Origin of the sequence: Marivita sp. (assembly GCF_048006345.1) — a bacterium.
Lineage (GTDB): Bacteria > Pseudomonadota > Alphaproteobacteria > Rhodobacterales > Rhodobacteraceae > Marivita.
Window position 1 is genome coordinate 2,548,661 of the sequence record NZ_CP180351.1, and the last position, 25,910, is coordinate 2,574,570.

Genomic DNA, 25,910 nt, shown 5'->3' on the forward strand with positions numbered 1-25,910 from the left:
TGGTTTCGAAGGTCCGCTTCGGCAGCTTCAGAGATTCCTCGCTGCAGAGCGGCGAAATTACAGAATCCGCCGATTTTGTGGAAAAACAACGTGTTGCTGGCGCAGAAAGTGGTGATCTGCACAGCGAGCGAGCGCCTTTCTGGTCAGGCTTTTCGCATTTTCTGCGGTGCAGGAAAGATCTTGGCCAGTTTTCGGAGATTCTGGGCGGTGGCGGCGAGCAGGAATTCGTCATTCGCACCGCATGGTCCACGTAATCGGAGTCGGTTCAGGCCAAGGATCCGCTTGAGGTGGGCGAAGAGCATTTCGACCTTCTTTCGCAGCTTCATCGAGATCACGTATTGGTCGGTCTTTGCAATGTCGCGGGCGACCTGCCGAGCATCTTCATGTTCCTCGCGGGTGATAGACCGGAAGCCCATGTTCGGGCAGCAGCGCGCCTTTGATGGGCAGGCCTGGCAGGTGTGCTTCAAACACCGGTATTTGGCGACGCCCTTGCCGGTCGGGCCGCGATTGGGATCGGAGTAGTTCCGGCGGAACTGCTTCAGCTCGTGGCCCTCAGGGCAAATGTATTGGTCGTTCTTCGCATCCCATTCAAAGTCGGCGCGGGTCCATGTCCCGTCATTGCGCCCTGACTTGTCGAAGACAGGGATGTGCGGAGCAATTTTGCGGTCAACCAACCATCCTAACATCGGCGCGGTACCATAGGCGGTATCCGCGATCAGCCGCTCTGGATGAAGGTCGAACTTGGTCTTCACGCGCTCCAGCATGGTCTTGGTCGAACCGACCTCGGCCTGGCGGATTGAGCGCGTGGCCTCAACGTCCACGATGACACCATGGTCGGTGTCGATCAGGTAGTTGTCGGAATAGCTGAAGAATGCCGGGCCCTTGCGGGCGGCCGTCCATTGGCTGGCCGGGTCGGAATGGGACGTGAACTTGGGCTGCACCTCGCTCGCGGCACCGAACGCCGCCTCATCCAGGGTGGCGAGATACTCACGCACAGCGCGGGGCGCGTCGGCCGGATCGACCTGCGCCGGATCCCACTCTTCCTTCGGCGTCGAGTTCTGCTTGTTGGCATCCGCCTCAATGAGGCTGGCATCAACCGCCATGCGCTGGCCGCTGACCAGGCCCTCATCGATACAGCGGGAGACCGTCGTCTCGAACAAATGCCGTAGCAGTTCGCTGTCACGGAACCGACCATGTCGGTTCTTCGAAAAGGTCGAATGATCAGGGACACGGTCACTCAGATCAAGCCGACAAAACCAGCGATATGCCAGGTTCAGATGGACTTCCTCGCAGAGTTGGCGCTCCGACCGGATGCCGAAGCAATAGCCCACCAGCAGCATCCTGATAAGGAGTTCAGGGTCGACCGACGGCCGCCCGGTATGGCTGTAGAAATCGGCGAGGTAGCTGCGGATCCCTGACAGATCGACGAACCGATCGATAGACCGCAACAGGTGGTTCTGCGGGACATGATCCTCGAGCGAGAACTCATAGAACAGCGCCGGTTGCGCCTCCTGCCGCCGTCCCATCATCGCCAATCCTCCCATCCCCTACAGGAATTGAATCAGCCGACGGCCCTCCGATCAAGGGCGAGTTTTTCAACAGAATACGCCCCCATTGTTCTATCGAGCTGTTCGAAACAAACTGCAAACCCGATTGTCCCTCTGCAAAGTTGGCTTGGGTCGGACGCACGCTCATTTGACAGGCCGTCGTTTGGTTCATACCTAATGCCAATGACCAAGCGTAGCACCGCCTCCCCCCTGCGCACGAACCTGCGTGATCGCGAACCTGCATTTGCACTGATGTCCCGTTTGGCAGCAATCGGAGGCACGTCAGCCGTCGATTTCGGTAGCGACATCGGTGTTCCGTTTGGCAAGGTTCTGAAAGGAAGCGCCCCTGCCTTGCAAAGGCTTGTCGCACTCACAGGATGTCAGCCAGACGCGTTTCACGTGTGGACACCAACTCTCGTTGGCACGGCAAAGCGTTCTGTGAACGGTCATTTGTTTCCCATACGGCCGATGCTGACCCCTGTTGTCAGGGGATGCCCAAATTGCCTTCTTGAAGACATCAATGGTTCCGAACTCGCACCACATCGCGCAATGACGTACCGCACGCACTGGCTGATTCAGCATATGGGAGTATGTCTGAAACATGAGCTGGAATTGGTGCCTCTTTGGAAAGAGGTTACACCAGCGAAAAGATACGACACTGCCGAACAGTTTCGTGTGATCAGTAATGATGTTGCGGATGGTGTTCTGAAAAGTGAAGAGCGCGAAGCATCCGATTTCGAAATCTGGTTCGATCAACGGCTGGCTCGCAGGTATCAAACTCCCACGTGGCTGGACGACCATCCGTTGCACGCGGCGGCGGTTTTCTGTCGATTGCTTGGGACTGCACTGCTCAGATTGCATGGCGTAAGTCCTTCCCATGTTCCTGCATCTTCACAATGGGGATGTTACGAAATGGGTTTCGAAGTGGCGCGAGACGGTGCTGAAGCGATACGTGATGTATTGCACGAGCTGAATCGCCTTGCAGAGCCGCGGCTTGGGCCAACGGGTGTCTTTCCCATCTTGTACGATCGCCTATCCCGGGAACATCTTCATGATCCCGACTTCGAGCCCTATCGTGTACTTCTCAGACAGCATCTGATGGAAACTTGGCCGCTTGCTGTTGGGGATGACCTGCTTGGAGAGCCTGTCACCCAACGAAAACTGCACTCGGTGCAATCAGCAGCAGAAGAAACCGGCGTCGATCGCCGTCGCCTGCGGAAATTGCTTGAAGCAGCTGGAATGATCGACGCCGACCTTCCAGATGCTTGGGCCGTGTTTGATGCAGGTGAAGGAACAGATATACTGAAGTCGCTGGTGACGTACTTGTCAGCCAAAGAATTTGCTGCAGCAAATCACATCTGTCGTTCTCAATTCGACCTGTTGGTTGAAGATAGAATCCTGCGGCCAGCAATCTCAGACGTCTCCACGAAACACGTATGGAACCCCCTCGACGGGCGCGAGCTCATTAATGAGTTGCTGACTGGTTCAATCTCCATTCAGCAGGCCCAACATGGCTGGGAAACGATTGCGAAGTCGGCGCAACGCCTCAAACTTCGCCCGGCCGAGATCATCATGGCCATTCGGGACGGTCGATTGCAGCATGTCGCACGCAATGTTCAGTTCCGAGGGTACCAGTCAGTCCATATTTATCATGTCGAAGTGGCACAGGTGTTGGCTCAAGACCTGCCATCCGCAATGTCGCTGGAGATGTTCTCAAGGATCGTGGGTCTTCGAAACCCTGCCTACATGACACGGCTGGTGAAAGATGGGCATGTCGCCACCATCGAGATGCGCAATCCCCGCACAAAAGCCTTGCAGCGGTATATCGGTCCTGCTGAAGCAGCCGCATTCCATGATCGCTTCGTCACGTTGCGCATTCTCTCTCGGATCAGAGGGGAAAGCTGGCAATCGCTCTCAAGCAAGTTGCGCGATGCAGGGGTTGCCCCATTCAAACCTGGCGATACGGATTACGGCAATATTTTTCTGAAGAACGATGTTCAGAAGGCCCTCCCGGAGTGAGCCAGCTCAGAAGCGAAACAAAGAGGGCGGTGCCATTCGGCGCCGCCCTCTTTCGTTCAGGATTGGCAATCAGCAGAGCCCTCTGCAAAAACCCGTCTTATGTCGAAAAGACGTAATCCCTCTGTCGGACGATAATCAGGCCCACCACTTCCTCACCCGCACTTACTGTGGCCGCACGACCCGCAGGTCATGCACCCCTCGACCATCCGCATGTCGTACTGCCCGCAGCTCGGGCAGGCCTTGCCACGACCGCCGGGCAGGTTGACGACCTGTGCTTGCGGATCGGATTTCAGCCCCATGCCTTCACCCGCAAGGAAACCGATGGCGACCATGTGCTGCTCGATCACGCCGCCGATGGCGGCAAGGATCGACGGGATGTACTTGCCGTTCACCCACGCCCCGCCGCGCGGATCGAACACCGCCTTGAGTTCCTCGACCACGAAGGACACATCGCCCCCACGCCGGAACACCGCCGAGATCATCCGTGTCAGCGCAACGGTCCAGGCGAAATGCTCCATGTTCTTGGAGTTGATGAACACCTCGAACGGGCGACGATGCCCACCGACGATAATGTCGTTGATCGTCAGGTAGATCGCGTGTTCGCTGTCCGGCCATTTCAGCTTGTAGGTCGCACCCTCCAGCGCCTTGGGCCGGTCAAGCGGTTCGGACATGTAGATCACGTCGCCATGTGGTTGACGGGGTTCTTCATCCGATGACGTCACCACCTCCGGCGCCTCCGCCTTCTTCTCCTCCGACACAGACAAAACCGACCCCGTCACATCGTTCGGGCGGTAGGTCGTGCAGCCCTTACAGCCGGTCTCGAACGCCTCCATGTAGACGTCCTTGAACGCCTCGAAGGAAATGTCCTCCGGGCAATTGATCGTCTTCGAGATCGACGAATCCACCCATTTTTGCGCCGCAGCCTGCATCTTCACATGTTCCAGCGGGGCCAGCGTCTGGGCGTTCACGAAATACTCGGGCAACTCCCGCTCGCCGAACTTCTCGCGCCACATTTGCACCGCGTAGTCGACCACCTCTTCCTCGGTCCGCGTGCCGTCCTTCTGCAAGACCTTGCGCGTGTAGGCATAGGCAAAGACCGGCTCAATCCCCGACGACACGTTCCCGGCATAGAGCGAGATCGTCCCCGTCGGCGCAATCGACGTGAGCAGCGCATTGCGGATGCCGTGTTCGCGGATCGCCTCGCGCACATCCTCGTCCATCATCTGCATGGTTCCCGACGCGAGGTACTTGTCGGCATCAAACAGCGGGAACGCACCCTTTTCCTTTGCCAAGTCGACCGACGCCAGGTACGCGGCGCGGGCAATCGCGTGCAACCAGCGCTCGGTCTGGCGCGCCGCCTCGTCCGAGCCATAGCGCAGACCAAGCATCAGCAGCGCATCTGCCAGCCCGGTCACGCCCAACCCGATGCGTCGTTTGGCCTGCGCCTCGGCCCGCTGTGCCTCCAATGGAAAGCGCGAGGCATCCACCACATTGTCCATCATCCGCACGGCTGTGGCGACCAGTTCGTTCAGCGCGTCCAGATCCAAAGCGGCCGCATCCTCGAACGGGTCCGTCACCAGCCGCGCCATGTTGATCGACCCCAGCAGGCAGGCACCATAAGGCGGCAGGGGTTGTTCGCCGCACGGGTTTGTCGCTGCGATGGTTTCGACATAGCTGAGGTTGTTGGCCTGATTGATCCGGTCGATGAAAATCACGCCCGGTTCTGCATAATCATAGGTCGCGCGCATAATCCGGTTCCACAGATCCCGCGCCAGCACCGTGCGATAGACCTTGCCGTCGAAGACCAGATCCCACGACCCATCGGCCTTGACCGCCGCCATGAAGTCATCCGTCACCAGCACCGACAGGTTGAACATGCGCAGCCGCGCCGCATCTGCCTTGGCCCCGATGAAGTCCTCGATATCCGGGTGGTCGCAGCGCATTGTCGCCATCATCGCACCGCGACGCGACCCGGCGGACATGATCGTGCGGCACATCGCGTCCCACACATCCATGAAGGACAATGGCCCGGAGGCATCCGCCGCCACACCTTTGACCCCTGCCCCTTTGGGCCGGATCGTGCTGAAATCATACCCGATGCCGCCGCCCTGCTGCATCGTCAGCGCGGCCTCTTTCAACATCTCGAAAATGCCGCCCATGCTGTCTGGGATCGTGCCCATGACAAAGCAATTGAACAAGGTCACCGACCGCGCGGTGCCGGCGCCTGCCGTGATGCGCCCTGCAGGCAGGTATTTGAAATCCTCAAGCGCGCCGTAGAACCGCTCTTCCCAGACCGCGGGCTCTGCCTCGACCTCGGCCAAGGACCGCGCGATCCTGCGCCACGTATCCTCGACTGAGCCGTCAATTGCCGTGCCGTCCGCCTCTTTCAGGCGGTACTTCATATCCCAGATCTGTTCAGCAATCGGTGCGGTAAAGCGAGACATGGCGGCGATTCCCCTGTGGCGGCAGACGGACAAGATAGCGCAAAAATCGACAATTCCACAACGTCTAGATTGCGCGGACCAACACCCTACCACATCCTGCGCCAACTGTGGAGAACCCTGTGGATAAATCACTAAGCGATTGGTGGCCCAACTTGGCTCATTTCGCCAATAACGAGAATAAACATTGTATTCTTGCCCAATGCCCCCCATATCAGTCGGGCAAAGATTCTTCCGATGACCTTCTGTTTCCTAACGGCCTCAGGCGATCCTACGACGACACTGAGCCGGGCCACCGCATGTTGCGGGTGGCGACGAAAAACTAGGAGACAACACGATGGCAAATGGCACCGTGAAATGGTTCAACGGCCAAAAAGGCTTTGGCTTTATCGCACCCGAGCATGGTTCGAAGGACATCTTCGTACACATCTCCGCGCTCGAGCGCGCAGGTCTGCACCAGCTTGACGACGGTCAGGCTGTGACCTTCGACGTTGAAAGTGGCCGTGATGGCCGCGAAAGCGCGACAAATCTTGCTCTGGCATAAGCCTCGGTTCGATTGATTACAAAGCGGGCGTTGTCCTTGGACAGCGCCCGTTTTTGCGTTTGACGACCCCGCATCCCCGCCCCCACCGTCAAGGAGATTGAATGATGGCCAAGCTGAACAAAGACACCCTCTTCAAAGCCACACAGACGCGGGCGGAAACCGTGATGGACAAGACCACCCGCGTCGTCCGCGAAATGCTGGACACCGAGACCGAGCAGCGCGAGGCGAAAACCCAGCGTCTGCGCAAGACCCGCCTTGAGCGCGAAGCGGCAACGCCGGATGACCCAAAGCCCAAGACGCGCGCCCGTAAAAAACCTGTCTGACCGCGTGTCGCTCGCGGGTTGAACCCGCCCCCGCCGCAGCTATGATCTGGTGAAACGGGGGCGAAAACAATGGCAGGCACCATCCATCTCATCAAACTCTCGGTCGGCTCCGAAAGCGTCGAGCAGATCGAGGATTGGCAACAGAACCGCTCCAAACAGCGGGCGAACGGCCAGTATTATCACGTCACCCGCATGTGGCCCAAACGCGAGACCGAGTTGCTCAACGGCGGCTCGATCTACTGGGTCATCAAGGGTCTGCTGCAAGCCCGTCAAAGGATCATCGGTCTGGAAGAGATCATCGGCGATGACGGCATCCGCCGCTGTGGCATCGTCCTCGACCCGGAACTGATCCGCACGGCAACGGCCCCCAAGCGCCCCTTTCAAGGCTGGCGCTACCTCAAACCCGAAGACGCGCCGCCCGATCTGGGCAAGTCACGCTTGAACGACGACACCCTGCCCCCCGAACTCGCCGGCGCGCTAGCTGAAATCGGTGTGCTCTGACCCAAGTGCACATCTGATCTGCGCACTTGCACTGGCAGTTCCGCAGCACACCCCCTAGGTTTGCCCCAAACAACCAGTGATCAGGACATCCAACATGACCGACAGCTATACGCCCCCCAAGGTCTGGATTTGGGACAAGGAAAACGGCGGCAAATTCGCCAGCACCAACCGCCCCATCGCGGGCGCGACACATGACAAGGACCTGCCGGTCGGCAAACATCCGTTTCAACTCTACAGCCTTGCAACCCCGAACGGCCAAAAAGTCACCATCATGTTCGAAGAACTGCTGGCCGCGGGTCATGCAGACGCCGAATACGATGCATGGCTGATCAAGATCGGTGATGGCGATCAGTTCGGATCGGGCTTTGTCGACATCAACCCCAACTCCAAGATCCCTGCACTTATGGACCGCTCCGGTGACACACCTGTGCGCGTGTTCGAGTCAGCTGCGATCCTGATGCACTTGGCCGAGAAATTCGACGCCTTCCTCGGGCCAAAAGAAAACCGCGCCGAAATGCTGAGCTGGCTCTTCTGGCAGATGGGCAGCGCGCCCTATCTGGGCGGCGGGTTCGGCCATTTCTACGCCTACGCGCCGGAGCCGATGGAATACCCGATCAACCGCTTCGCGATGGAAAGCAAGCGTCAGCTTGACGTGCTCGACCGGCAACTGGCCGACCGCGACTTCATCAGCGGCCCCGATTACACCATCGCCGACATGGCGATCTGGCCGTGGTATGGCGGGCTGGTTCTCGGACGGCTCTACAACGCCGCCGAGTTCCTGGATGTCACCAGCTACACGAACGTCCTCCGCTGGGCCAAAGCCATCGACGCACGGCCTGCCGTCAAGCGCGGGCGTATGGTGAATCGGGCAACCGGGGAACCCAGCGAGCAGCTGCGCGAACGCCATGATGCGTCGGATTTCGACACCAAGACGCAAGACAAGATCGAAGCCGCCGGGTAACCGACGGCTCCGCGCGCGCCAGACTGCAAATTTGGCGCGGGCGCCCATTGCCCCGAACCACCGGGGTGTTACCTCCCCCCCATGAAAGACGAAGCCGATCCCCGCAGCCGCGCCGTTCCAACCGGACGCGCTGCCCGTGCCGCGCGCATGGGCGGGTTGGCTGGGGGTCTTCTGACGTCGGCCGCCGCAGCAGGGGCACGTTCGCTGTTTCAGGGCCGCAAGCCCTCGCCACGCGACATGTTCCTCACCCCGTCAAACGCCCAGCGCCTGACGCGGGAACTGTCGCAGATGCGCGGTGCTGCGATGAAGATGGGCCAACTCCTGTCTCTCGAAGCGGGCGATCTTCTGACCCCCGAATTGGCCGCCATGCTGCGCCCGCTGCAAGCGCAGGCCCATTTCATGCCTCCCGCTCAGCTCAAACAGGTGCTGACCAAGGCCTGGGGCGCAGATTTTACCAAACGGTTCAAAAAGTTCGACGTCCGACCCATCGCTGCCGCCTCCATCGGGCAGGTCCATCGCGCGCAAACCCATGACGGGCGCGATCTGGCGATCAAGGTGCAATACCCCGGCATCCGCGACAGCATCGACAGCGACCTGCGCAACCTTGCCAGCCTGATGCGCCTGTCAGGTATGATGCCCAAAGGTCTGGACCTCGCGCCCTTTCTCGAGGATGCGCGCCAGCAATTGCACGAAGAAGCCGACTACGAAGCTGAAGCGCGAAGCCTGCGCCAGTTTGGCGACCTGCTGAAAGACGATCCCGATTTCATCGTCCCGACATACCACGATGACCTTTCCACCCGCGACATCCTCGCGATGGAGTTCATCCCCTCCGACCCAATCGACACGTTGGAAGACGCCGATCAGGCCACCCGCAACCGTATGGCGGAACGGCTGATCGCCCTGATGATGCGCGAGGTGTTCGACTTTCACCTCGTCCAGTCCGACCCCAACTTCGCAAATTTCCGCTGGCAGCCCGAAACCGGAAAGCTCGTCCTGCTGGATTTCGGCGCGACGCGGAGGCTCTCTCCAGACCTCGTGGCACGGTCTCGCGCGGTTCTCCGGCCATCATTGGAGAATGACCTGTCCGGCATAGCTGATGCCTTGCGCGCCCTTGGTCTGCTGTCAGACGTCCTGCCCGAGAGAACTCGCGCCGAAATCCTCAGCATGGTCGAGATGGCCAACGCCCCAATGCTGCACCCAGAAGGGTTCGACTTTGCAGACACGTCCCTTGTGGCCGAATTGCGCGACCGCGGTATGGAGCTTGGCCGCGATCGGTCGATCCAGCACATCCCGCCAACCGAAGTGCTTTACCTGCAGCGCAAGGCTGCGGGGCTGTTCCTGCTAGCCACCCGCCTTCGCGCACACGTAAATTTGCGCGACCTCTTCCAACGCTATTCGTAAAGCACCCAAACGCGCCGACGCGTTTGCGCAATCCGTCAACGGATTGCCCCGCGCTACACTCCCAATCGGTCGATCAACGCGCGAAGCACGTCCCGATCCACATCCGTTTTTTCAGCCACACGACTGCGGAACAACGTCGCCTGGCTTTCCAGAACAGGCGGTTCATCAAGGATCTTCAGGTGGTTCGCCCGCAACGTCTCCCCGGTCGTGGTGATGTCGGCAATCGCCTCAGCCGTCAGGTTCTTGACCGTGCCTTCAGTCGCGCCTTGGCTGTCCACCAGCTGGTAATCCGCCACGCCGCCGCGGCGCAGGTAATCGCGCACCAACCGGTGATACTTGGTCGCGATCCGCATCCGAAATCCGTGTCGGGCGCGGAACGCCGCCGCCGCGCCATCCAGATCGTCGAGCGTATCCACATCGACCCAGCATTGCGGAACCGCCACGATCAGGTTCGCATGACCGAAGCCCAGCGGTGCCAGCGGTTCGACTTTCTGGTCCCATTGCACCAGCTTTTCCTGAATGAGATCGTTCCCCGTCACCCCAAGGTGAATGCGGCCCGCTGCCAGTTCGCGCGGAATTTCCCCCGCCGAAAGCAGCACCAGATCAACACCATCGACCCCGCCCACCGTACCAGCATATTCGCGCTCCGATCCGGTCCGCGACAGGGTCACGCCCCGTGCGCCGAACCAGTCAAAGGTCTTTTCCATAAGCCGCCCTTTGGACGGCACACCCAGTTTGATCGTCATCGCAGCCCCCCAAGCTCGACCACCAGATCGGGCCGGATCACGCCGCCCACCGCCGGGATTTCGCGCCCCTGCCCCAGCCTTCGGGTCAGCGCGTCATAGCGCCCGCCGGTCGCAACAGGGGGAAGGTCAGGTCGCGCTTCAGAATAGAAACCGAAGACGAAACCGTCATAATATTCCATCGACGTACGGCCATAAGATGCCTCGAACGGCAGCGCATCTACGTCGATGCCGCATTTGGCCATGGCATCGCAGCGTGCCTCGAAGCGGTCGAGCGCGGGCAGCAATCCGGGCATGTCGACCGCGATGTCGCGCAGGTGTTCCAACGCGTTCGGGCAGGTTTCGGACACCGACAGCACGGCCGCAATAAGATCGACGATCTCGGCTGACATCGGTGGTTCTGCCGCATCCGCGCGAAGCGCAGCGATGCGGCTTGCAATCTCGCGGTCGCTGCGCAGGCCGATCATGACCTCTGCCTCGGGCAAAGCCGCATCCGTTGCCAGTAAGGCCGCGCGCGATGGCGGCACCGGGGTCAGTCCCGCAAAGCGCTTGACCAGAGCAGTGAACCGCGCGGGCCGCCAGATATGCCGCATCAACGCCGTGCGCCGGTCTTCGGTGGTGTCCAAACCTTCGACCATCGCGATCAGTATGCCAATATCCCCGGTCGCCGCGCGCAGGCCCAACGGGGCCAAAGCGTCTGAGAACTTCCCGAACACCTTGGCATCCGCCGCAGCAGCATTGGCACCGCCGAATTCTTCGTAGCCCACCTGCATGTATTCGCTGCGCCGGTCGGGGTGGTCTTCCTGCTTGCGGAACACCTCGCCGAAATAGGTATAGCTCGCGGGAAACCCGTCACCGTCCATATGGTACTGGACCACCGGCACGGTGAAATCCGGGCGCAGCATCATCTCGCCGCGTTCCGGGTCGGTCGTCACATAGGCCCGTGCGCGGATGTCCTCTCCATAAAGGTCCAGCAGGACTTCAGCGGGCAGCAGGATATCCGTCTCGAACCGCGCGGCACCGTCTGCAACGAAGTCGTCGCAAATGGCCTCGGCCTCAATCCTTACGCGAGACTTGTAGGGGATGTCTTGCGCCATCAGGAATAGCTTTCGAGGATCTCGCGCACCTTGGACACAAGCTGATCACGCGGCACTTCGAACTGGTTCGGGCGGTCCTGCCATTCCTCAAGGCTCGCGCTTTCCGCTATCTTGGCACCCAAGATCAGATCCTTGATCTGCACCACGCCATTGGCCTTTTCGTCCCCACCTTCGATCACGGCCACGGGCGAATTGCGCTTGTCCGCGTATTTCAGCTGGTTGCCGAAATTCTTGGGATTGCCCAGATAGACCTCGGCCCGGATACCCGCGCTGCGCAGTTCCGCCACCATCGCCTGATAATCGCCCATCCGGTCGCGATCCATGACGGTGACCACAACTGGTCCAACGCTCTGGCTACCGATCCGGCCTTTTTCGCGCAACGCGGCCAACAGGCGATCCACACCGATGCTGACCCCCGTGGCGGGGACCGGCTGGCCGATAAAGCGCTTGACCAGATCGTCATACCGTCCGCCGCCCGCGACCGACCCGAACTGTCGTTTGCGGCCCTTTTCATCAAGGATTTCAAAGGTAAGCTCGGCCTCGAACACCGGGCCAGTGTAATATCCAAGTCCGCGCACCACCGACGGGTCAATGACGATCCGGTCCGGCCCATAGCCGCCAGCAGCCAGCAGATCAGCGATCTGCTCAAGCTCTGCCACACCATCTGCCCCAATCGCGCTGTCACCAACCGCCGCCTTCAGATTCTCAATCGTCTGAGCAGCAGTTTCGCCTTTGGAGGTTAAGAACGCGATAACAGGCTCGGCCTGCGTATCGCTCAGACCCACACCGTCGATATAGGCACCCGAGGCATCCAGCCGGCCCTTGCCCAACAACTCGCGCACACCGGACTCACCCACCTTGTCGAACTTGTCGACGGTGCGAAGAACCGCGTCGCGTTGGGCATCATCCGACAGCCCCATCGCCTCCAGGACGCCGTTCAGAACCTTCCGGTTGTTCACCCGAACAATGTAGTCCCCACGCGGAATGCCAACGACCTCAAGCGTATCCGCCAGCATAGCGCAAATCTCGGCATCCGCCGCAACCGACGCCGACCCAACCGTATCCGCATCGCATTGATAAAACTGGCGATACCGCCCCGGCCCCGGCTTCTCATTCCGCCAGACCGGACCCATCGCATAGCGTCGATAGGGCAGCGGCAGGTCGTTGCGGTGCTGCGCATAGACCCGCGCCAGAGGTGCGGTCAGATCATAGCGCAGCGCCAGCCAGTCACCCTTGTCGCCATCCTCGTCCTCCTGCCACGCGAACACGCCTTCATTGGGGCGGTCCACGTCGGGAAGAAACTTGCCCAGCGCCTCGACCGTCTCGACCGCCGAGCTTTCCAAAGCGTCGAAGCCATAGCGATGGTAAACCCCGGCGATCTGCGCCAACATCTCGGCGCGTTCGGTCACCTCGGTGCCGAAATAGTCGCGGAAGCCCTTGGGCGTCTGCGCCTTGGGCTTGGGGGCTTTTTGCTCTTTGGCCATGGTCAATTCCCGTCTGGGCTGGGGTGTCGCGCTTCCTCTAAACGCTGGAACCGGAGGGGGCAAGCAGAGGTGCTGCGTGCCGTATGCCCAACCTCTTTGACAAATGAGTAAAACGACCGAGATCCGCGTCACTCCCCTCTTGCCTTTGTCGCAAGCCATGCGCATGTCACACCCATGGATATCACCACCCTTGAAGAACGCATTGCGCACCTGTTGCGCATCACCGACGACCTGTCCGACACCGTGGCCGCACAGGCCAAGGAGATCGACCGCCTGACCGCACGGGTTGAAATGCTGATGATGCGCGAGGCTGAACGCGAAGCCGAAGGTACGGGTGGCGTGGTGTTGGGCGATGAACGCCCGCCGCATTACTAGCGCGGCTCAGTTGCCGCGGATGTCCGTTTCGACAACTTCACCGTCATGGAGTAGGATCGTCTTCCACTCCGGGTTCGATCCAAAAGTCTCGTAAACGCTGACAAAGGCCGTGTTGCGCGCGAGGCGAGACATGGATGACCCGCAGGGTTTGTTCTTTGCGACACGGCACACCTGCGACTTCAGGGTTTCATAGGCGGCATCGGTCGATGAATAGGGCTGCACCTTGGACGGCAAGCCATAGCGCAGCTGTTCATGTGTTTCGGGGCTGCCGAAAAGTGCAAGCGCCGCTGTGAACTGACGCGCGCAGCCATCGTCGAACCCGGTCAGGTAGAAGGTGTGCGGTGTTATGGTGCCCGGCTGCGAATCGTAGAGCGCGTAGACCGCCCCTGACTCCGGATAGCGTTCGACCCGTGTTCCCAGATCGCGTGTCGCGACATCACAGACCCGCGCCAACGTCCCGTAGGGCAGCACGGTTCCGGCCGGCACGATCATGTAATCCGGTGCGCCGGGGTTCGGGCCTCGCGCGGGCGCGGCGGGTGTCGCGTCGGTTTGGGTTTGGGGCGGCACAGCGGCCAGCTGAACACCGTCCTCGGTCCGCGCCTCTTGCGCTGCACGGCTCAGAAAACCCAGAAGCCCGCGGCGCGGCGCGGCAGCCGTGGCGATTGGCGCAGGTTCGTTCGCAGGCTCGGTCGTTTCGGCGAGCTCCGGCTCGGTTGCGTCTTCTGACACTACAGGCGCTGCTTCGGACATGTCCTCGGCCCAGAGTTCCACCGATTGCGCGTCCTCGGCGGTGCCCCGGAACAGACGTCCGAAAAGACTACGCCGTTCTGGCTCGGCAGATGCGACAGGCTCTTCGGGCACGATGTCAGGCTCACCGCGCAGTGCGGCCTGAATTTCACTGTCACTGACATCGGTATCGGACAGGCGCGGCACATCGCGCAAAGGGTCACTGGCGCATCCGGCCAGCAAGCCGCTCACGATCACGATCGCAACAAGTCGGATCATCAGTCCCCCCAAACTCCGATGCGGCACCCTAGCGAGGCGGCCCCGCCCCGTCCAGCAGGGCACAGGCAACATTCCGCTTCGGGCGGGTCAAAGCTCTTCGACGTCGAGAACGCCGCCCAGCGACTTGATCGCGCCTTTGATTTCCGGCGTCACGGGGAATTCGCGGGCAAGCGCCACATCGACCTCACCGGGCAGGCCCGGCGCACCCAGACAGCAGATGCGGATCGGACCCTTGCCTGCCTTGGGCAGCTGGTCCGCCGCGCGGGTCAGAACAGAGGCCACATGCGCGACCACATCGGGTTGATCGACAAAAATGCGCAACCCCATGCTCACGGCATCGGCCACCGCGACATCGACAGGAGCTACAGATCGCCCGAGCAGTTTGAGCTGATCGGATTCCAGCGTCGCTTCGCAAGTGACCATCACCTTCGACCCGGTCTCCAGATGATCGCGTGCGGCCTCCAACGTATCCGAGAACAGCGTGACCTCATACGCCCCGGTCGGATCGCTGAGCTGGGCAAAGGCAAAACGGTTGCCGCGTGCGGATTTCCGTTCCTGCCGACCGGCCACGACGCCCGCCATCTTGACAACGCAAGGCCCGTTCTGCGCCTTCGCAAGCACATCATCCAGCGTCATCGCGCCCTTGCGTTTTAGCGCAGTCATGTAGTCATCAAGCGGGTGACCAGAGAGGTAGAAACCGACGGCTTTGAACTCTTCCGACAGACGTTCCGCAGGCAGCCAGTCCGACACCGGCGACAGCCGCGGTTCCGGCAGGTCATCGCCTGCTTCGCCAAACAACGACACCTGCGCCGAGGCACGTTGATCGTGGATCGCCGCGGAATAACCGACCAGCGCATCAAGGCTTTCGAACACGCGGCGGCGATTGCGGTCCAGCTGGTCGAACGCACCGGATCGGGCCAGCATCTCCAGCGGGCGTTTGCCGACCCGTTTCAGATCCACGCGGCGGGCAAAATCGAACAACGTGACAAATGGCTTGTCGCCCCGCGCCTCGGTGATCAGCCTCATCGCCTCCACACCGACATTCTTGAGCGCGCCCAGCGCATAGACCAGCGCCCCGTCCTGCACGTCGAACATCGCCTGAGACCGGTTCACGCAAGGCGGCACCCAAGGCAGACCAAGACCCTTCTTCACCTCTTCGAAATAGGTGGCCAGCTTGTCGGTCAGGTGAATATCGCAATTCATCACCCCGGCCATGAACTCGACCGGGTGGTTGGCCTTCAGCCACGCTGTCTGGTAACTGACCACCGCATAGGCGGCGGCGTGGGATTTGTTGAAGCCGTAATTGGCGAACTTTTCCAGAAGGTCGAACACCTCGGAGGCTTTCTTGGCCTCGACGCCATTCTCTGCTGCGCCTTTCTCGAATTTCGGGCGTTCGGCGTCCATCGCCTCTTTGATCTTCTTACCCATCGCGCGGCGCAGCAGGTCCGCACCGCCAAGGCTATAGCCTGCCATGACCTGCGCGATCTGCATCACCTGCTCCTGATAGACGATGATGCCCTGCGTTTCCTCAAGGATATGGTCGATCAGCGGATGCACGGATTCCCGTTCGCGCAGCCCGTTCTTGACCTCGCAATAGGTCGGGATGTTCTCCATCGGGCCGGGACGATAGAGCGCGACAAGCGCCACGATATCCTCGATGCAGGTGGGCTTCATGCGCTTGAGCGCATCCATCATGCCCGAACTTTCCACCTGGAACACGGCAACCGTCTTCGCAGCTGCGTAAAGTTTGTAGGTCGCCTCGTCATCCAGCGGGATATGCCCGATGTCGTTCTCGGCCCCCGGCGCGGGTTGGTAAAGCTCCGTGCCATCCGCGGCGATGTGCAACGGCCGCCCGGATTTGAAGATCATGTCCAGCGCGTACTGAATCACCGTCAGGGTCTTGAGGCCAAGAAAGTCGAACTTCACCAGACCCGCCTGTTCGACCCATTTCATGTTGAACTGGGTCGCGGGCATGTCCGAGCGCGGGTCCTGATAGAGCGGCACCAGCGCATCCAAGGGCCGGTCCCCAATCACCACACCCGCAGCGTGGGTCGACGCGTTCCTGAGCAGCCCTTCAACCTGCTGGCCATAGGTCAGAAGGCGGTCCACCACCTCTTCCTCGCGCGCCATTTCACGCAGGCGGGGTTCATCAATCAGCGCCTTTTCGATGCTGACGGGTTTCACACCCTCGACCGGGATCATCTTCGACAGACGGTCCACCTGCCCATAGGGCATCTGCAACACCCGTCCCACATCGCGCACCGCTGCCTTCGACAGAAGCGCACCGAAGGTTATGATCTGGCCCACCTTGTCGGCACCGTACTTGTCCTGAACGTAACGGATCACCTCTTCGCGGCGATCCATGCAGAAGTCGATGTCGAAGTCGGGCATCGACACACGTTCCGGGTTGAGGAAGCGTTCGAACAGAAGCTGATAGCGCAGCGGGTCAAGGTCGGTGATGGTCAGAGCATAAGCCACCAGCGAGCCAGCCCCCGAGCCACGCCCAGGCCCTACCGGAATGTCGTGATCCTTGGCCCATTTGATGAAGTCGGCCACGATCAGGAAGTAGCCGGGAAACCCCATGCCTTCGATGATGCCCAGCTCGAACTCAAGCCGCTTCTCGTACTCCTCGACCGAAGCCGCATGCGGGATCACCGCAAGACGGTCCTTCAACCCCTGCCGCGCCTGCCGCTTGAGTTCCTCGACCTCGTCATCCGCGAATTTCGGCAGGATCGGATCGCGCCTGTAGGCCATGAACGCACAGCGCTTGGCGATCTCCACCGTGTTCTGGGTCGCTTCCGGCAGGTCGGCAAACAGCGTCACCATTTCCTGCGGCGATTTGAAATAATGTTGGGGTGTCAGACGGCGGCGCGGTTCCTGCTGGTCGACATAAGCGCCCTCGGCGATACAGATCAGCGCGTCATGCGCTTCGTACATGTCGGATTTCGGGAAATATACATCATTGGTCGCCACCAATGGCAGGTTCATCGCGTAGGCCATCTCGACAAACGGTCGTTCGGTCAGACGCTCATTCTCAGGCAGGCCGTTGTCGCCGGGATGGCGCTGCAACTCGACATAAAGCCTGTCGCCGAAGATCTCGGCCAATCGCTGCATCACCGCCTCGGCCGCACCGCGATTGCCCTGTTGCAGAATGCGCCCGACCGCGCCGTCCGGCCCTCCGGACAAGCAGATAACACCCTCACTATGCTGCGCCAACTCGTCGAGCGTGACATGCGGCAACTCCCCGTCCCGCCGCAGATAAAGACAGGAATTGAGCTTCATCAGGTGCTCATACCCGGTCTCGGTTTGCGCCAGCAAAACCACGGGCGCAGGCGGCTTGGCCCGTTCGCCCGGCGCGGGATCGGCGACCCTCAGGTCCACCTGACAGCCGATAATCGGCTGAATGCCCGCGCCCGCCGCACCGACCGAAAACTCCAGCGCTGCAAACAGGTTGTTGGTGTCGGTCAAAGCAACAGCTGGCATGCCTTTAGCTGCACAGAGATCGGGCAGCTTCTTGAGCCGCACCGCCCCTTCCAGCAGCGAATATTCGGAATGGACGCGCAGATGAATGAATCGGGGATCAGCCATGCGCCTACGATATGCAGTCCGCGATCCAGGGGAAAGCCCAAGCTGTAGGTTTGAAATGAAATCCACTTTACAATCCCGATAAAAAGAGTCAGCAATCGACGCATAATACCTGACAAAAGGAATCAGAATTATGCACAGGACAGTGGCACCCCTTCTCGCAACACTCGCCGTCGCAAGCGCCGCCGCCGCATCAGGACCCGGCGAAACCCATCACGGTGGAACCAGCTACCTCGCAAATGGCGTACTCACCTATGCGGTGTTCGAAGCGACCATTGAACATGTCGATCTCGAAGGCTGTCCGGCGGATTTCGACGCCGATGCCAATTTCTGCCGCATGACACTCGCTTCGGATCTCGCGCATGTGTTCGTGTTTTCCTACGATGGCGACCAGCCGTTGCTGGCGGTCAAAGACTATGAACTCGGCGACGGCTTCCTGCCTTTTTGAAGCCCGCATCATTGGTTAGCCAAATGGCTAGGTTTTTCTTGACAGTCTCTTGTCGACTAAATTACCTAGCCATATGGCTAACCATCTCGACTTCGTTTTCTCAGCAATGGCCGACCCGACCCGTCGGGCGGTGATCGAACGCCTGCTCGACGGCCCTGCCAGCGTGTCCGAGTTGCACGGCCCGCATGACATGGCGCTGCCCTCTTTCCTCAAACATCTCGGAAAGCTCGAACAGGCAGGTCTGGTCCGATCAGAGAAAACCGGCCGCACCCGAACCCTGCATATCGAAGCCGCCCCCATGGCCGCCGCCGAAGACTGGCTCTCCCGACAGCGCAAGCTGTGGGAAGGTCGTCTGGACCGCTTGCAGGCGCTGGCCGAAACTCTTGAAAGGCCCAAGACATGACCGCCCCCATCGCCACGTTCCGCCTGACCCGCAAAATCGCAGCGTCGCAAGACCGCCTGTGGCACCTTCTGACCGACGCAAAGTCACGCGAGATCTGGGGCGGCCCCTCGGACGACGTTGTGCTGGTTCTGGACACCACCGACCTGCGCGAAGGCGGACAGGAACGCCACCGCTGCGGGCCTGCGGACAATCCCGAGTTTACCGTCGACACCCATTGGTATCACATCGACACCCCCACCCGCGCCTGTTTCACCGAAACGGTCATCGCAGGCGGGCAGCGTTTCGGCGTGTCGCTTGTGACCTACGTTCTGGATGCAGACGGCCCTGCGACCACCCTCACCGTCGATGTCGCCGTGGCGTCGATGACCGGCGAAGACATGCAGGCCGATTTCCAATCCGGCTGGACCAGTGGCCTCGACCGGCTGGAACGGCTGATTGCCTCAGGAGACCTGGCATGAGCCTCAAATCGGTTACCAATCAAAGCGGTTCAAAACACGCGGCAGGTCATCCATTCCGATTCGGCCAAACGCGCGGAACACGAAAAAATGGGCTTTTTCGACGGCTGGGGCACCACGTTTGAGCAGTTGGCCGCTCTCGTTCAACGCCTGTGAATCAGGCACTGGCACCGCAATGAACACCAAACAGGCACAAAATCTCTTGCCAAACCGCGCCCTGCTTGCCTAGCCTCGGCTGACAACAGGGATAACCCCGCGCGTTTTCTACGCCGCATCGAGGACGCGCAGACCAAGGGGCATATTGGTAAGGCGGCAGGTTTTTCACATGGATATCACCTTTCTTCTGAACGGAGAGAGCGTGGAGCTGCGAGACGTGTCCCCCACGGCAACGCTGCTCGATTGGCTGCGCGAAGAGCGCGGCCTCACCGGCACCAAGGAAGGCTGTAACGAAGGCGATTGCGGCGCCTGCACGGTGATGGTCACCGATGCGCGTGGCGTACGTGCGCTGAACGCCTGCATCCTCTTTTTGCCCCAGCTTGACGGCTGCGCGGTGCGCACGGTCGAAGGCATCAGCTCCCCAGACGGCACCCTGCACCCGGTGCAGCAGGCGATGATCGACCACCACGGATCGCAATGCGGCTTCTGCACACCGGGCTTTGTCGTGTCGATGGCGGTCGCACATCTGAATGGCGACCGGAACCACGACGACGCGCTGGCGGGCAACCTTTGCCGCTGCACCGGCTATGCCCCGATCATCCGCGCGGCAGAAGCGGCCGCCGATAAGCCCGCGCCCGATTGGCTCAAGGACACGCCCCCTGCTTCTCTGGTTCAAAAATACCTTTCGGGGGGTCTGGGGGGCAGACAGCCCCCCAGCCTCAACGCCCCGGAAACGCTGGATGAACTCGCCACGGCCTACGCCGCGCGTCCTGACGCGACACTGATTGCGGGTGCGACGGATGTGGGGCTCTGGGTAACCAAGTCCCTGCGCGATCTGGACGACGTGATCTTCCTCAACCGCTGCACCGAGATGCAGCAGATCGAGGAAACAGACGATCACTTGCGCATCGGTGCAGGCGTGACGATGGACCGCGTCTTGAAAGCCGTCAAAGACCTGCACCCGTCCTACGCCGAAATGATCCGCCGCTACGGGTCGGCCCAGGTGCGGGCTGCGGCGACCATCGGCGGCAACATCGCCAATGGCTCGCCCATCGGGGACAACCCGCCCGCGCTGATCGCGATGGGGGCCACTTTGCATCTGCGGGCGGGGGACCACCACCGCGATATGGCTTTGGAAGACTTCTTCATCGACTACGGCAAACAGGACCGCGCCAAGGGCGAATTTGTCGAAGCCGTCACGATCCCGCGCCACGCGCCGGGGCTGAAGGTCTACAAGCTCTCCAAACGCTTCGATCAGGACATCTCGGCCGTCTGCGGCGCGTTTAACATCACCGTGTCGGATGGCTCGGTGACAGAGGCCCGCATCGCATTCGGTGGCATGGCCGGCACCCCGAAACGCGCCCGCGCTGCCGAAGTTGCTTTGGCGGGCAAGCCGTGGACCGAGGCCACGATCCGCGCCGCGATGACCAAGATGGGCGAGGATTACACCCCCCTGTCTGACATGCGCGCCTCTGCCGGTTACCGCCTGCGCACAGCGGAAAATATGCTGCTGCGCTACTGGCACGAGGATCAGGGCATCGCCTCCAACGTGCTGGAGGTGTCGGCATGAGTATCGCCAAACCCCTCCCCCATGACGCGGCGCATCTGCATGTCACAGGACAGGCGCGCTATGTCGACGACATCCCGACCCCGAAAGGCACGCTGCATCTGGCCTTTGGTCTGAGCACAATCGCCGCCGGACGCATCACCGCGATCAACCTCGACGCGGTTCGTGCGGCGCCGGGCGTAGTGGGCGTGTGGGAAGCCAAGGACCTGCCCAGCGACTGTGATTGTTCCCCCTCGGCCCATGACGAGCCGATGCTGTCGGGCGCCACGATCCACTACCTTGGCCAGCCGATCTTTCTGGTCGCCGCCACCAGCCACCTCGCCGCCCGCAAGGCGGCGCGTCTCGGTCAGATCAGCTATGCCGAACGCGACGCGATCCTGACCATCGACGAGGCGATGGCCGCCGACAGCAGGTTCGAAGAAGGCCCCCGTATCTGGGAAAAGGGCGATGCGGGCGAGGCCATCGACACCGCGCCGCGCCAGATCAGCGGCGTGATCGAGATGGGTGGGCAGGAGCATTTCTACCTCGAAGGCCAATCCGCCATGGCCCTGCCACAGGAAGGCGGCGACATGGTGGTGCACGCTTCGACCCAGCACCCGACCGAGATCCAGCATAAAGTGGCGCATGCCCTGCACCTGCCGATGCATGCCGTCCGGGTCGAGACAAGACGCATGGGTGGTGGGTTTGGTGGCAAGGAGAGCCAAGGCAATGCGCTCGCGATTGCCTGTGCCGTGGTGGCCTCGGCGACCGGGCGTCCGGCCAAGATGCGCTATGACCGAGACGATGATTTCATGATCACCGGCAAGCGGCACGATTTCCGTATCGCATACCGTGTGGGTTTCGATGATCGGGGTGTCCTCTCGGGCGTCGAGTTCGAACACTACACAAGATGCGGCTGGGCGCAGGACCTGTCCCTGCCCGTCGCCGACCGCGCAATGCTGCATGCCGACAACGCTTATCACCTGCCGAATGTGCGGATCGAAAGCCACCGGCTCAAGACCAACACCCAAAGCGCCACGGCGTTCCGGGGCTTTGGCGGTCCGCAGGGGATGCTGGGCGTCGAGCGGGTGATGGATCACATCGCCCATGATCTGGGGCTCGACCCGGTCACAGTGCGGAAGGCGAATTACTATGCGGCCGAGGTCGAGGGGGCGCTGCCCCCCGCGCCTGCGGCGCCCCCCCGGAGTTTACCGGGCAAGATGAAGGAGCAGGATATTGCTTCTCGGGGGTCGGAAGAACTGGTGGAAAACACGGGTGCTTTGGGCGCTGAGGCGGGGCAGACCACGCCCTATGGGCAGGTGGTCGAGGATTTCATCCTGCACGAGATGACCGACCGGCTGCTGGATGGCGCGGAGTACGAAGCGCGGCGTGCGGCTGTGGCAGAGTGGAACGCGGGCAATGCGGTGATCAAGAAAGGTATCGCCTTTTCGCCGGTGAAGTTCGGGATTTCCTTCACGCTGACGCATCTCAATCAGGCCGGCGCGCTGGTGCATGTGTATCAGGACGGCTCAATCCACATGAACCATGGCGGCACCGAAATGGGACAGGGCCTGTTCCAGAAGGTGGCGCAGGTTGCGGCCGACCGGTTTGGCGTGCCGCTGGAGATGGTGAAGATCACCGCGACGGATACCGGGAAAGTGCCCAACACCTCGGCCACGGCGGCCTCCTCGGGGTCGGACCTCAACGGGATGGCCGTCAAAGCCGCCTGCGACACGATCCGCGACCGGATGGCGAACCATCTGGCGAGCCTGCATCAATGCGACGCGCGGGATGTGGTGTTTGAGGGTGGGCAGGTCACCGTTCAAGGCGAGACCTACAGTTTCGCCAAAGTCGCGCAGATGACCTACGAGGCGCGGATCAGTCTGTCGGCGACCGGCTTCTACCGCACGCCAAAGCTCAGCTGGGACCGGATCAAGGGTCAGGGACGACCGTTCTTCTATTTCGCCTATGGCGCAGCACTCAGCGAAGTGGCGGTGGACACGCTGACCGGCGAGTACCGCATCCTACGCACCGACCTGCTGCATGACGCGGGCGCGTCGCTGAACCCGGCTTTGGATATCGGGCAGGTGGAAGGCGCGTTTGTGCAGGGCGCGGGCTGGCTCACAACCGAGGAACTGGTCTGGGACAACAAGGGACGTCTTCGCACCCATGCGCCATCAACCTACAAGATCCCCGCCTGTTCGGACCGGCCGGACGTGTTCAACGTCGCGCTTTGGGACGGGCGCAACCGGGAGGACACGATCTACCGCTCCAAGGCGGTGGGAGAGCCGCCCTTCATGCTGGGCATGTCGGTGTTTTTGGCCCTGTCTGATGCGGTGTCGGCCTGCGGTGACGGCTACCCTGCGCTGGATGCACCCGCCACGCCGGAACGGGTTCTCAAGGCCATCGAGAGGGTGCGCGATGGCGTTTGATCTCAACCCCTTGCGTGCTGCGGTCGCGGAGCACGGACGTGTCGCCCGAGTGGTGATCGCTGAGGTGCAGGGCTCCTCCCCGCGCGAGGTGGGCGCAGCGATGCTGGTCTGGGACGGCGGGCAGTCGGGCACCATCGGCGGCGGTGCTTTGGAATATCAGGCGGCGCAGCGGGCCTTCGCCCGAGAGGGGTTCAGCCGCCATCCGCTCGGGCCGGAACTGGGCCAGTGCTGCGGTGGCGCGGTGACGTTGCTCACCGAAGTCTTTGACGCCATCCGGCTTGCCGACTTAAACGGTGAAATGGTCATCGCGCGGGGGCCGGGCGATATGCCGCTGGCCGTCAAACGCCTGACCACATGCGCGCGCAATCAGGGCGTGAACCTTCGCCCGCGTATGGTGCAGGGCTGGTTTGTCGAACCTGTGGCACAGCCGACGAAACCGCTCTGGATTTGGGGCGCGGGCCATGTTGGCCGGGCGCTCGTGGACGTGTTGCACCCGATCCCCGAGATCGAGATCACATGGGTCGATACTGCGCCGAACCGCTTTCCCGACGCCATTCCAGAAGGTGTCAGTGCCCTGCCCGCCAGTGACCCGCTGCGTGTTGTCCCCCATGCACCGCAAGAGGCCGCGCATCTGGTCCTGACCTATTCCCATGCACTCGATCTGAGCCTGTGCGATGCGCTGCTGCGCCACGGGTTCGGGTTTGCCGGGTTGATCGGGTCCGACACGAAATGGGCGCGATTTACCTCCCGCCTTCGCAAGATGGGGCACAGTGACGCCCAAATATCTCGCATTTGCTGTCCGATTGGGCAAAAATCCCTTGGAAAGCACCCTCAGGCGATTGCCGTCGGGGTTTCCGCCCAGCTATTGAGCCTTGCAACGACCAAATCAGGTGCCATTTGCCCGACGACCTCCTTCGCCTCGACGGCCTGACCAAAGCCTATCCCGGTGTCGTCGCGAATGACGACGTGTCCTTCGACATCCGCGAGGGCGAAATCCACGCATTGCTGGGCGAGAACGGCGCGGGCAAGTCCACGCTGGTCAAGATGATCTATGGGCTGGTGAAGCCGGACCGCGGCAGTATGACCCTGCGCGGCAAGCCCTACACGCCGTCCGAACCCAGCGCCGCGCGTCAGGCTGGGGTGGCGATGGTGTTCCAGCATTTCTCGCTCTTCGACGCGCTCGACGTGGCGGAAAACGTGGCGTTGGGCATGGAGAACCCACCCAAGCCGCGCGATCTGGCGCGGCAAATCCGCGAGGTGTCCGAGACCTATGGCCTGCCGCTCGATCCGTCGCGCACCGTGGGCACGCTTTCGGCGGGCGAACGGCAGCGGGTCGAGATCATCCGCTGCCTGTTGCAGGATCCCAAGCTGCTGATCATGGACGAGCCGACGTCGGTGCTGACGCCGCAGGAGGTGGAGATCCTGTTCGAGACCCTGCGCAAGCTGAAATCCGAGGGCACGGCGATCCTTTATATCAGCCACAAGCTGGAAGAGATCCGCGCGCTTTGCGATCATGCGACGATCCTGCGGCTGGGCAAGAAGGTCGCGACCTGCACACCGTCCGAGACCACCGCGCGCGCGATGGCGGAAATGATGGTGGGATCGAGCTTTGCCTCACCGGCCGCCAAGGCCAAGACGCCCGGAGAAGTGCTCTTGCGGGTCGACAACCTGACCATGCCCGCGCCCGGAGCCTTCGGCACGCCCCTGCGCGGTATCAGTTTCGAGCTGCGCGCAGGTGAGGTGCTTGGGTTTGGCGGCGTTGCGGGCAACGGGCAGGACGAATTGCTGCTGGCGCTGTCGGGCGAACGCACCTCAAAGCGCGGCACGATCTGGGTCAAGGGCGCGGATGTGAGCCGCGACGGACCGGTGGAGCGCCGTGCGGTGGGCTTTCTGACCGCCCCCGAGGAACGGCTGGGCCATGCGGCGGCTCCGAACATGAGCCTGACGGAAAACGCGGTGCTGACGGCGGGGCGGCGGCAACGTCTGGTGAACCGGGGCTTCATCAACTGGAGCCGCGCCGATGGGTTTGCACAGGACGTGATCAAACGCTTCGACGTGCGCACTCCGGGCACCCATGTGGCCGCGCGGGCGCTGTCCGGCGGGAACCTGCAGAAATTCGTCATCGGACGCGAAGTGGCGCAGAACCCGGACATCCTTGTGGTCAACCAACCGACATGGGGTGTCGATGCCGCTGCGGCGGCGGCGATCCGGCAGGCACTGCTGGACCTCGCGGCGCAGGGCGCGGCGATCCTCGTGGTCAGTCAGGATTTGGACGAGCTGATGGAAATCGCGGACCGCTTTGGCGCGCTGAACGAAGGGCGGTTGTCGGCGCTTAGGCCGGTGGCGGATCTGAGCATCGACGAGATCGGTCTGATGATGGGTGGCGCGCATGACATGGAGGTGGCCCATGTTGCGGAGTGACGCCTTTGACCGAGCCCTGTGCT

21 protein-coding genes are annotated in these 25,910 nt (G+C 61.5%); 14 read left to right on the plus strand and 7 right to left on the minus strand.

Going from position 1 to position 25,910, the window contains the following annotated elements:
- Nucleotides 1-143: 143 nt before the first annotated feature.
- Nucleotides 144-1,529 (minus strand): IS1182 family transposase, encoded by a 1,386-nt coding sequence (locus tag ACMVPR_RS12570; RefSeq protein WP_416881569.1) that lies wholly within the window; start codon nucleotides 1,527-1,529, stop codon nucleotides 144-146.
- Between the two features lie 201 nt (nucleotides 1,530-1,730).
- Between ACMVPR_RS12570 and ACMVPR_RS12575 the strand changes: the two genes are divergently transcribed.
- Nucleotides 1,731-3,566: a TniQ family protein gene (locus ACMVPR_RS12575; RefSeq protein WP_416883166.1), complete on the plus strand. Its 1,836-nt coding sequence runs from the start codon at nucleotides 1,731-1,733 to the stop codon at nucleotides 3,564-3,566.
- A gap of 152 nt (nucleotides 3,567-3,718) precedes the next feature.
- On the opposite strand, the gene ACMVPR_RS12580 is transcribed toward ACMVPR_RS12575, so the two are convergent.
- Nucleotides 3,719-6,010: an adenosylcobalamin-dependent ribonucleoside-diphosphate reductase gene (locus tag ACMVPR_RS12580; protein WP_416883167.1), complete on the minus strand. Its 2,292-nt coding sequence runs from the start codon at nucleotides 6,008-6,010 to the stop codon at nucleotides 3,719-3,721.
- A gap of 334 nt (nucleotides 6,011-6,344) precedes the next feature.
- On the opposite strand from ACMVPR_RS12580, the gene ACMVPR_RS12585 reads away from it, so the two are divergent.
- The 5 genes from ACMVPR_RS12585 (at nucleotide 6,345) to ACMVPR_RS12605 (ending at nucleotide 9,737) form a co-directional block, all read left to right on the plus strand.
- Nucleotides 6,345-6,551 carry a cold-shock protein gene (locus ACMVPR_RS12585; protein ID WP_292265974.1) on the plus strand — a complete coding sequence of 69 codons (207 nt, stop codon included), beginning with the start codon at nucleotides 6,345-6,347 and terminating at the stop codon, nucleotides 6,549-6,551.
- Between the two features lie 104 nt (nucleotides 6,552-6,655).
- Nucleotides 6,656-6,874 carry a hypothetical protein gene (locus ACMVPR_RS12590; protein ID WP_300585912.1) on the plus strand — a complete coding sequence of 73 codons (219 nt, stop codon included), beginning with the start codon at nucleotides 6,656-6,658 and terminating at the stop codon, nucleotides 6,872-6,874.
- 69 nt (nucleotides 6,875-6,943) lie between these two features.
- Nucleotides 6,944-7,375 (plus strand): DUF1489 family protein, encoded by a 432-nt coding sequence (locus ACMVPR_RS12595; RefSeq protein WP_300585910.1) that lies wholly within the window; start codon nucleotides 6,944-6,946, stop codon nucleotides 7,373-7,375.
- Between the two features lie 94 nt (nucleotides 7,376-7,469).
- Nucleotides 7,470-8,336 carry a glutathione-dependent disulfide-bond oxidoreductase gene (gene yghU, locus ACMVPR_RS12600; protein ID WP_416883168.1) on the plus strand — a complete coding sequence of 289 codons (867 nt, stop codon included), beginning with the start codon at nucleotides 7,470-7,472 and terminating at the stop codon, nucleotides 8,334-8,336.
- 81 nt (nucleotides 8,337-8,417) lie between these two features.
- Complete coding sequence (locus tag ACMVPR_RS12605; RefSeq protein WP_416883169.1) at nucleotides 8,418-9,737, plus strand: ABC1 kinase family protein; 1,320 nt, start codon at nucleotides 8,418-8,420, stop codon at nucleotides 9,735-9,737.
- Between the two features lie 53 nt (nucleotides 9,738-9,790).
- Here ACMVPR_RS12605 and hisG read toward each other — a convergent pair whose 3' ends face one another.
- The 3 genes from hisG to hisS are packed head-to-tail and all read right to left on the minus strand — an operon-like array spanning nucleotide 9,791 to nucleotide 13,061.
- The gene (gene hisG / locus ACMVPR_RS12610; protein WP_416883170.1) at nucleotides 9,791-10,483 is read right to left on the minus strand and encodes an ATP phosphoribosyltransferase; all 693 of its coding nucleotides are present in this window, start codon (nucleotides 10,481-10,483) and stop codon (nucleotides 9,791-9,793) included.
- On the minus strand, nucleotides 10,480-11,577 hold the full coding sequence (locus ACMVPR_RS12615; RefSeq protein WP_416883171.1) for an ATP phosphoribosyltransferase regulatory subunit: 1,098 nt from the start codon (nucleotides 11,575-11,577) through the stop codon (nucleotides 10,480-10,482). The genes hisG and ACMVPR_RS12615 overlap by 4 nt, the downstream gene beginning before the upstream one ends.
- Entirely contained in the window at nucleotides 11,577-13,061 is a 1,485-nt protein-coding gene (hisS, locus tag ACMVPR_RS12620; protein ID WP_416883172.1) for a histidine--tRNA ligase, read from the minus strand. The genes ACMVPR_RS12615 and hisS overlap by 1 nt, the downstream gene beginning before the upstream one ends.
- Before the next feature lie 180 nt (nucleotides 13,062-13,241).
- Between hisS and ACMVPR_RS12625 the strand changes: the two genes are divergently transcribed.
- Nucleotides 13,242-13,436: a SlyX family protein gene (locus ACMVPR_RS12625; protein WP_292266015.1), complete on the plus strand. Its 195-nt coding sequence runs from the start codon at nucleotides 13,242-13,244 to the stop codon at nucleotides 13,434-13,436.
- 6 nt (nucleotides 13,437-13,442) lie between these two features.
- Here ACMVPR_RS12625 and ACMVPR_RS12630 read toward each other — a convergent pair whose 3' ends face one another.
- Together ACMVPR_RS12630 and dnaE are read right to left on the minus strand one after the other, a co-directional pair.
- Nucleotides 13,443-14,441 (minus strand): hypothetical protein, encoded by a 999-nt coding sequence (locus tag ACMVPR_RS12630; protein WP_416883173.1) that lies wholly within the window; start codon nucleotides 14,439-14,441, stop codon nucleotides 13,443-13,445.
- An 87-nt stretch (nucleotides 14,442-14,528) separates the two neighbouring features.
- On the minus strand, nucleotides 14,529-18,029 hold the full coding sequence (dnaE, locus tag ACMVPR_RS12635) for a DNA polymerase III subunit alpha (RefSeq protein WP_416883174.1): 3,501 nt from the start codon (nucleotides 18,027-18,029) through the stop codon (nucleotides 14,529-14,531).
- Nucleotides 18,030-18,171: 142 nt separating this feature from the next.
- Between dnaE and ACMVPR_RS12640 the strand changes: the two genes are divergently transcribed.
- From ACMVPR_RS12640 to ACMVPR_RS12670, 7 genes are all read left to right on the plus strand, one after another.
- The gene (locus ACMVPR_RS12640; protein ID WP_300585891.1) at nucleotides 18,172-18,474 is read left to right on the plus strand and encodes a hypothetical protein; all 303 of its coding nucleotides are present in this window, start codon (nucleotides 18,172-18,174) and stop codon (nucleotides 18,472-18,474) included.
- Nucleotides 18,475-18,547: 73 nt separating this feature from the next.
- The gene (locus ACMVPR_RS12645; RefSeq protein ID WP_416883175.1) at nucleotides 18,548-18,877 is read left to right on the plus strand and encodes an ArsR/SmtB family transcription factor; all 330 of its coding nucleotides are present in this window, start codon (nucleotides 18,548-18,550) and stop codon (nucleotides 18,875-18,877) included.
- Nucleotides 18,874-19,335 (plus strand): SRPBCC domain-containing protein, encoded by a 462-nt coding sequence (locus tag ACMVPR_RS12650; protein WP_416883176.1) that lies wholly within the window; start codon nucleotides 18,874-18,876, stop codon nucleotides 19,333-19,335. The genes ACMVPR_RS12645 and ACMVPR_RS12650 overlap by 4 nt, the downstream gene beginning before the upstream one ends.
- A 322-nt stretch (nucleotides 19,336-19,657) precedes the next feature.
- The gene (gene xdhA / locus ACMVPR_RS12655) at nucleotides 19,658-21,058 is read left to right on the plus strand and encodes a xanthine dehydrogenase small subunit (RefSeq protein ID WP_416883177.1); all 1,401 of its coding nucleotides are present in this window, start codon (nucleotides 19,658-19,660) and stop codon (nucleotides 21,056-21,058) included.
- On the plus strand, nucleotides 21,055-23,466 hold the full coding sequence (xdhB, locus tag ACMVPR_RS12660; protein ID WP_416883178.1) for a xanthine dehydrogenase molybdopterin binding subunit: 2,412 nt from the start codon (nucleotides 21,055-21,057) through the stop codon (nucleotides 23,464-23,466). The genes xdhA and xdhB overlap by 4 nt, the downstream gene beginning before the upstream one ends.
- On the plus strand, nucleotides 23,456-24,397 hold the full coding sequence (gene xdhC, locus ACMVPR_RS12665) for a xanthine dehydrogenase accessory protein XdhC (protein WP_416883179.1): 942 nt from the start codon (nucleotides 23,456-23,458) through the stop codon (nucleotides 24,395-24,397). Before xdhB ends, xdhC begins: the two co-directional genes overlap by 11 nt.
- Nucleotides 24,364-25,887: an ABC transporter ATP-binding protein gene (locus tag ACMVPR_RS12670; RefSeq protein ID WP_416883180.1), complete on the plus strand. Its 1,524-nt coding sequence runs from the start codon at nucleotides 24,364-24,366 to the stop codon at nucleotides 25,885-25,887. The genes xdhC and ACMVPR_RS12670 overlap by 34 nt, the downstream gene beginning before the upstream one ends.
- Nucleotides 25,888-25,910: the final 23 nt, after the last annotated feature.

Bases quoted from the DNA above. Each gene is read 5' to 3' on its own strand.
- ACMVPR_RS12570 (WP_416881569.1), bottom strand. From the start codon at position 1,529: ATGATGGGACGGCGGCAGGAGGCGCAACCGGCGCTGTTCTATGAGTTC.
- ACMVPR_RS12575 (WP_416883166.1), top strand. From the start codon at position 1,731: ATGACCAAGCGTAGCACCGCCTCCCCCCTGCGCACGAACCTGCGTGAT.
- ACMVPR_RS12580 (WP_416883167.1), bottom strand. From the start codon at position 6,010: ATGTCTCGCTTTACCGCACCGATTGCTGAACAGATCTGGGATATGAAG.
- ACMVPR_RS12585 (WP_292265974.1), top strand. From the start codon at position 6,345: ATGGCAAATGGCACCGTGAAATGGTTCAACGGCCAAAAAGGCTTTGGC.
- ACMVPR_RS12590 (WP_300585912.1), top strand. From the start codon at position 6,656: ATGGCCAAGCTGAACAAAGACACCCTCTTCAAAGCCACACAGACGCGG.
- ACMVPR_RS12595 (WP_300585910.1), top strand. From the start codon at position 6,944: ATGGCAGGCACCATCCATCTCATCAAACTCTCGGTCGGCTCCGAAAGC.
- yghU (WP_416883168.1), top strand. From the start codon at position 7,470: ATGACCGACAGCTATACGCCCCCCAAGGTCTGGATTTGGGACAAGGAA.
- ACMVPR_RS12605 (WP_416883169.1), top strand. From the start codon at position 8,418: ATGAAAGACGAAGCCGATCCCCGCAGCCGCGCCGTTCCAACCGGACGC.
- hisG (WP_416883170.1), bottom strand. From the start codon at position 10,483: ATGACGATCAAACTGGGTGTGCCGTCCAAAGGGCGGCTTATGGAAAAG.
- ACMVPR_RS12615 (WP_416883171.1), bottom strand. From the start codon at position 11,577: ATGGCGCAAGACATCCCCTACAAGTCTCGCGTAAGGATTGAGGCCGAG.
- hisS (WP_416883172.1), bottom strand. From the start codon at position 13,061: ATGGCCAAAGAGCAAAAAGCCCCCAAGCCCAAGGCGCAGACGCCCAAG.
- ACMVPR_RS12630 (WP_416883173.1), bottom strand. From the start codon at position 14,441: ATGATCCGACTTGTTGCGATCGTGATCGTGAGCGGCTTGCTGGCCGGA.
- dnaE (WP_416883174.1), bottom strand. From the start codon at position 18,029: ATGGCTGATCCCCGATTCATTCATCTGCGCGTCCATTCCGAATATTCG.
- ACMVPR_RS12645 (WP_416883175.1), top strand. From the start codon at position 18,548: ATGGCTAACCATCTCGACTTCGTTTTCTCAGCAATGGCCGACCCGACC.
- ACMVPR_RS12650 (WP_416883176.1), top strand. From the start codon at position 18,874: ATGACCGCCCCCATCGCCACGTTCCGCCTGACCCGCAAAATCGCAGCG.
- xdhA (WP_416883177.1), top strand. From the start codon at position 19,658: ATGGATATCACCTTTCTTCTGAACGGAGAGAGCGTGGAGCTGCGAGAC.
- xdhB (WP_416883178.1), top strand. From the start codon at position 21,055: ATGAGTATCGCCAAACCCCTCCCCCATGACGCGGCGCATCTGCATGTC.
- xdhC (WP_416883179.1), top strand. From the start codon at position 23,456: ATGGCGTTTGATCTCAACCCCTTGCGTGCTGCGGTCGCGGAGCACGGA.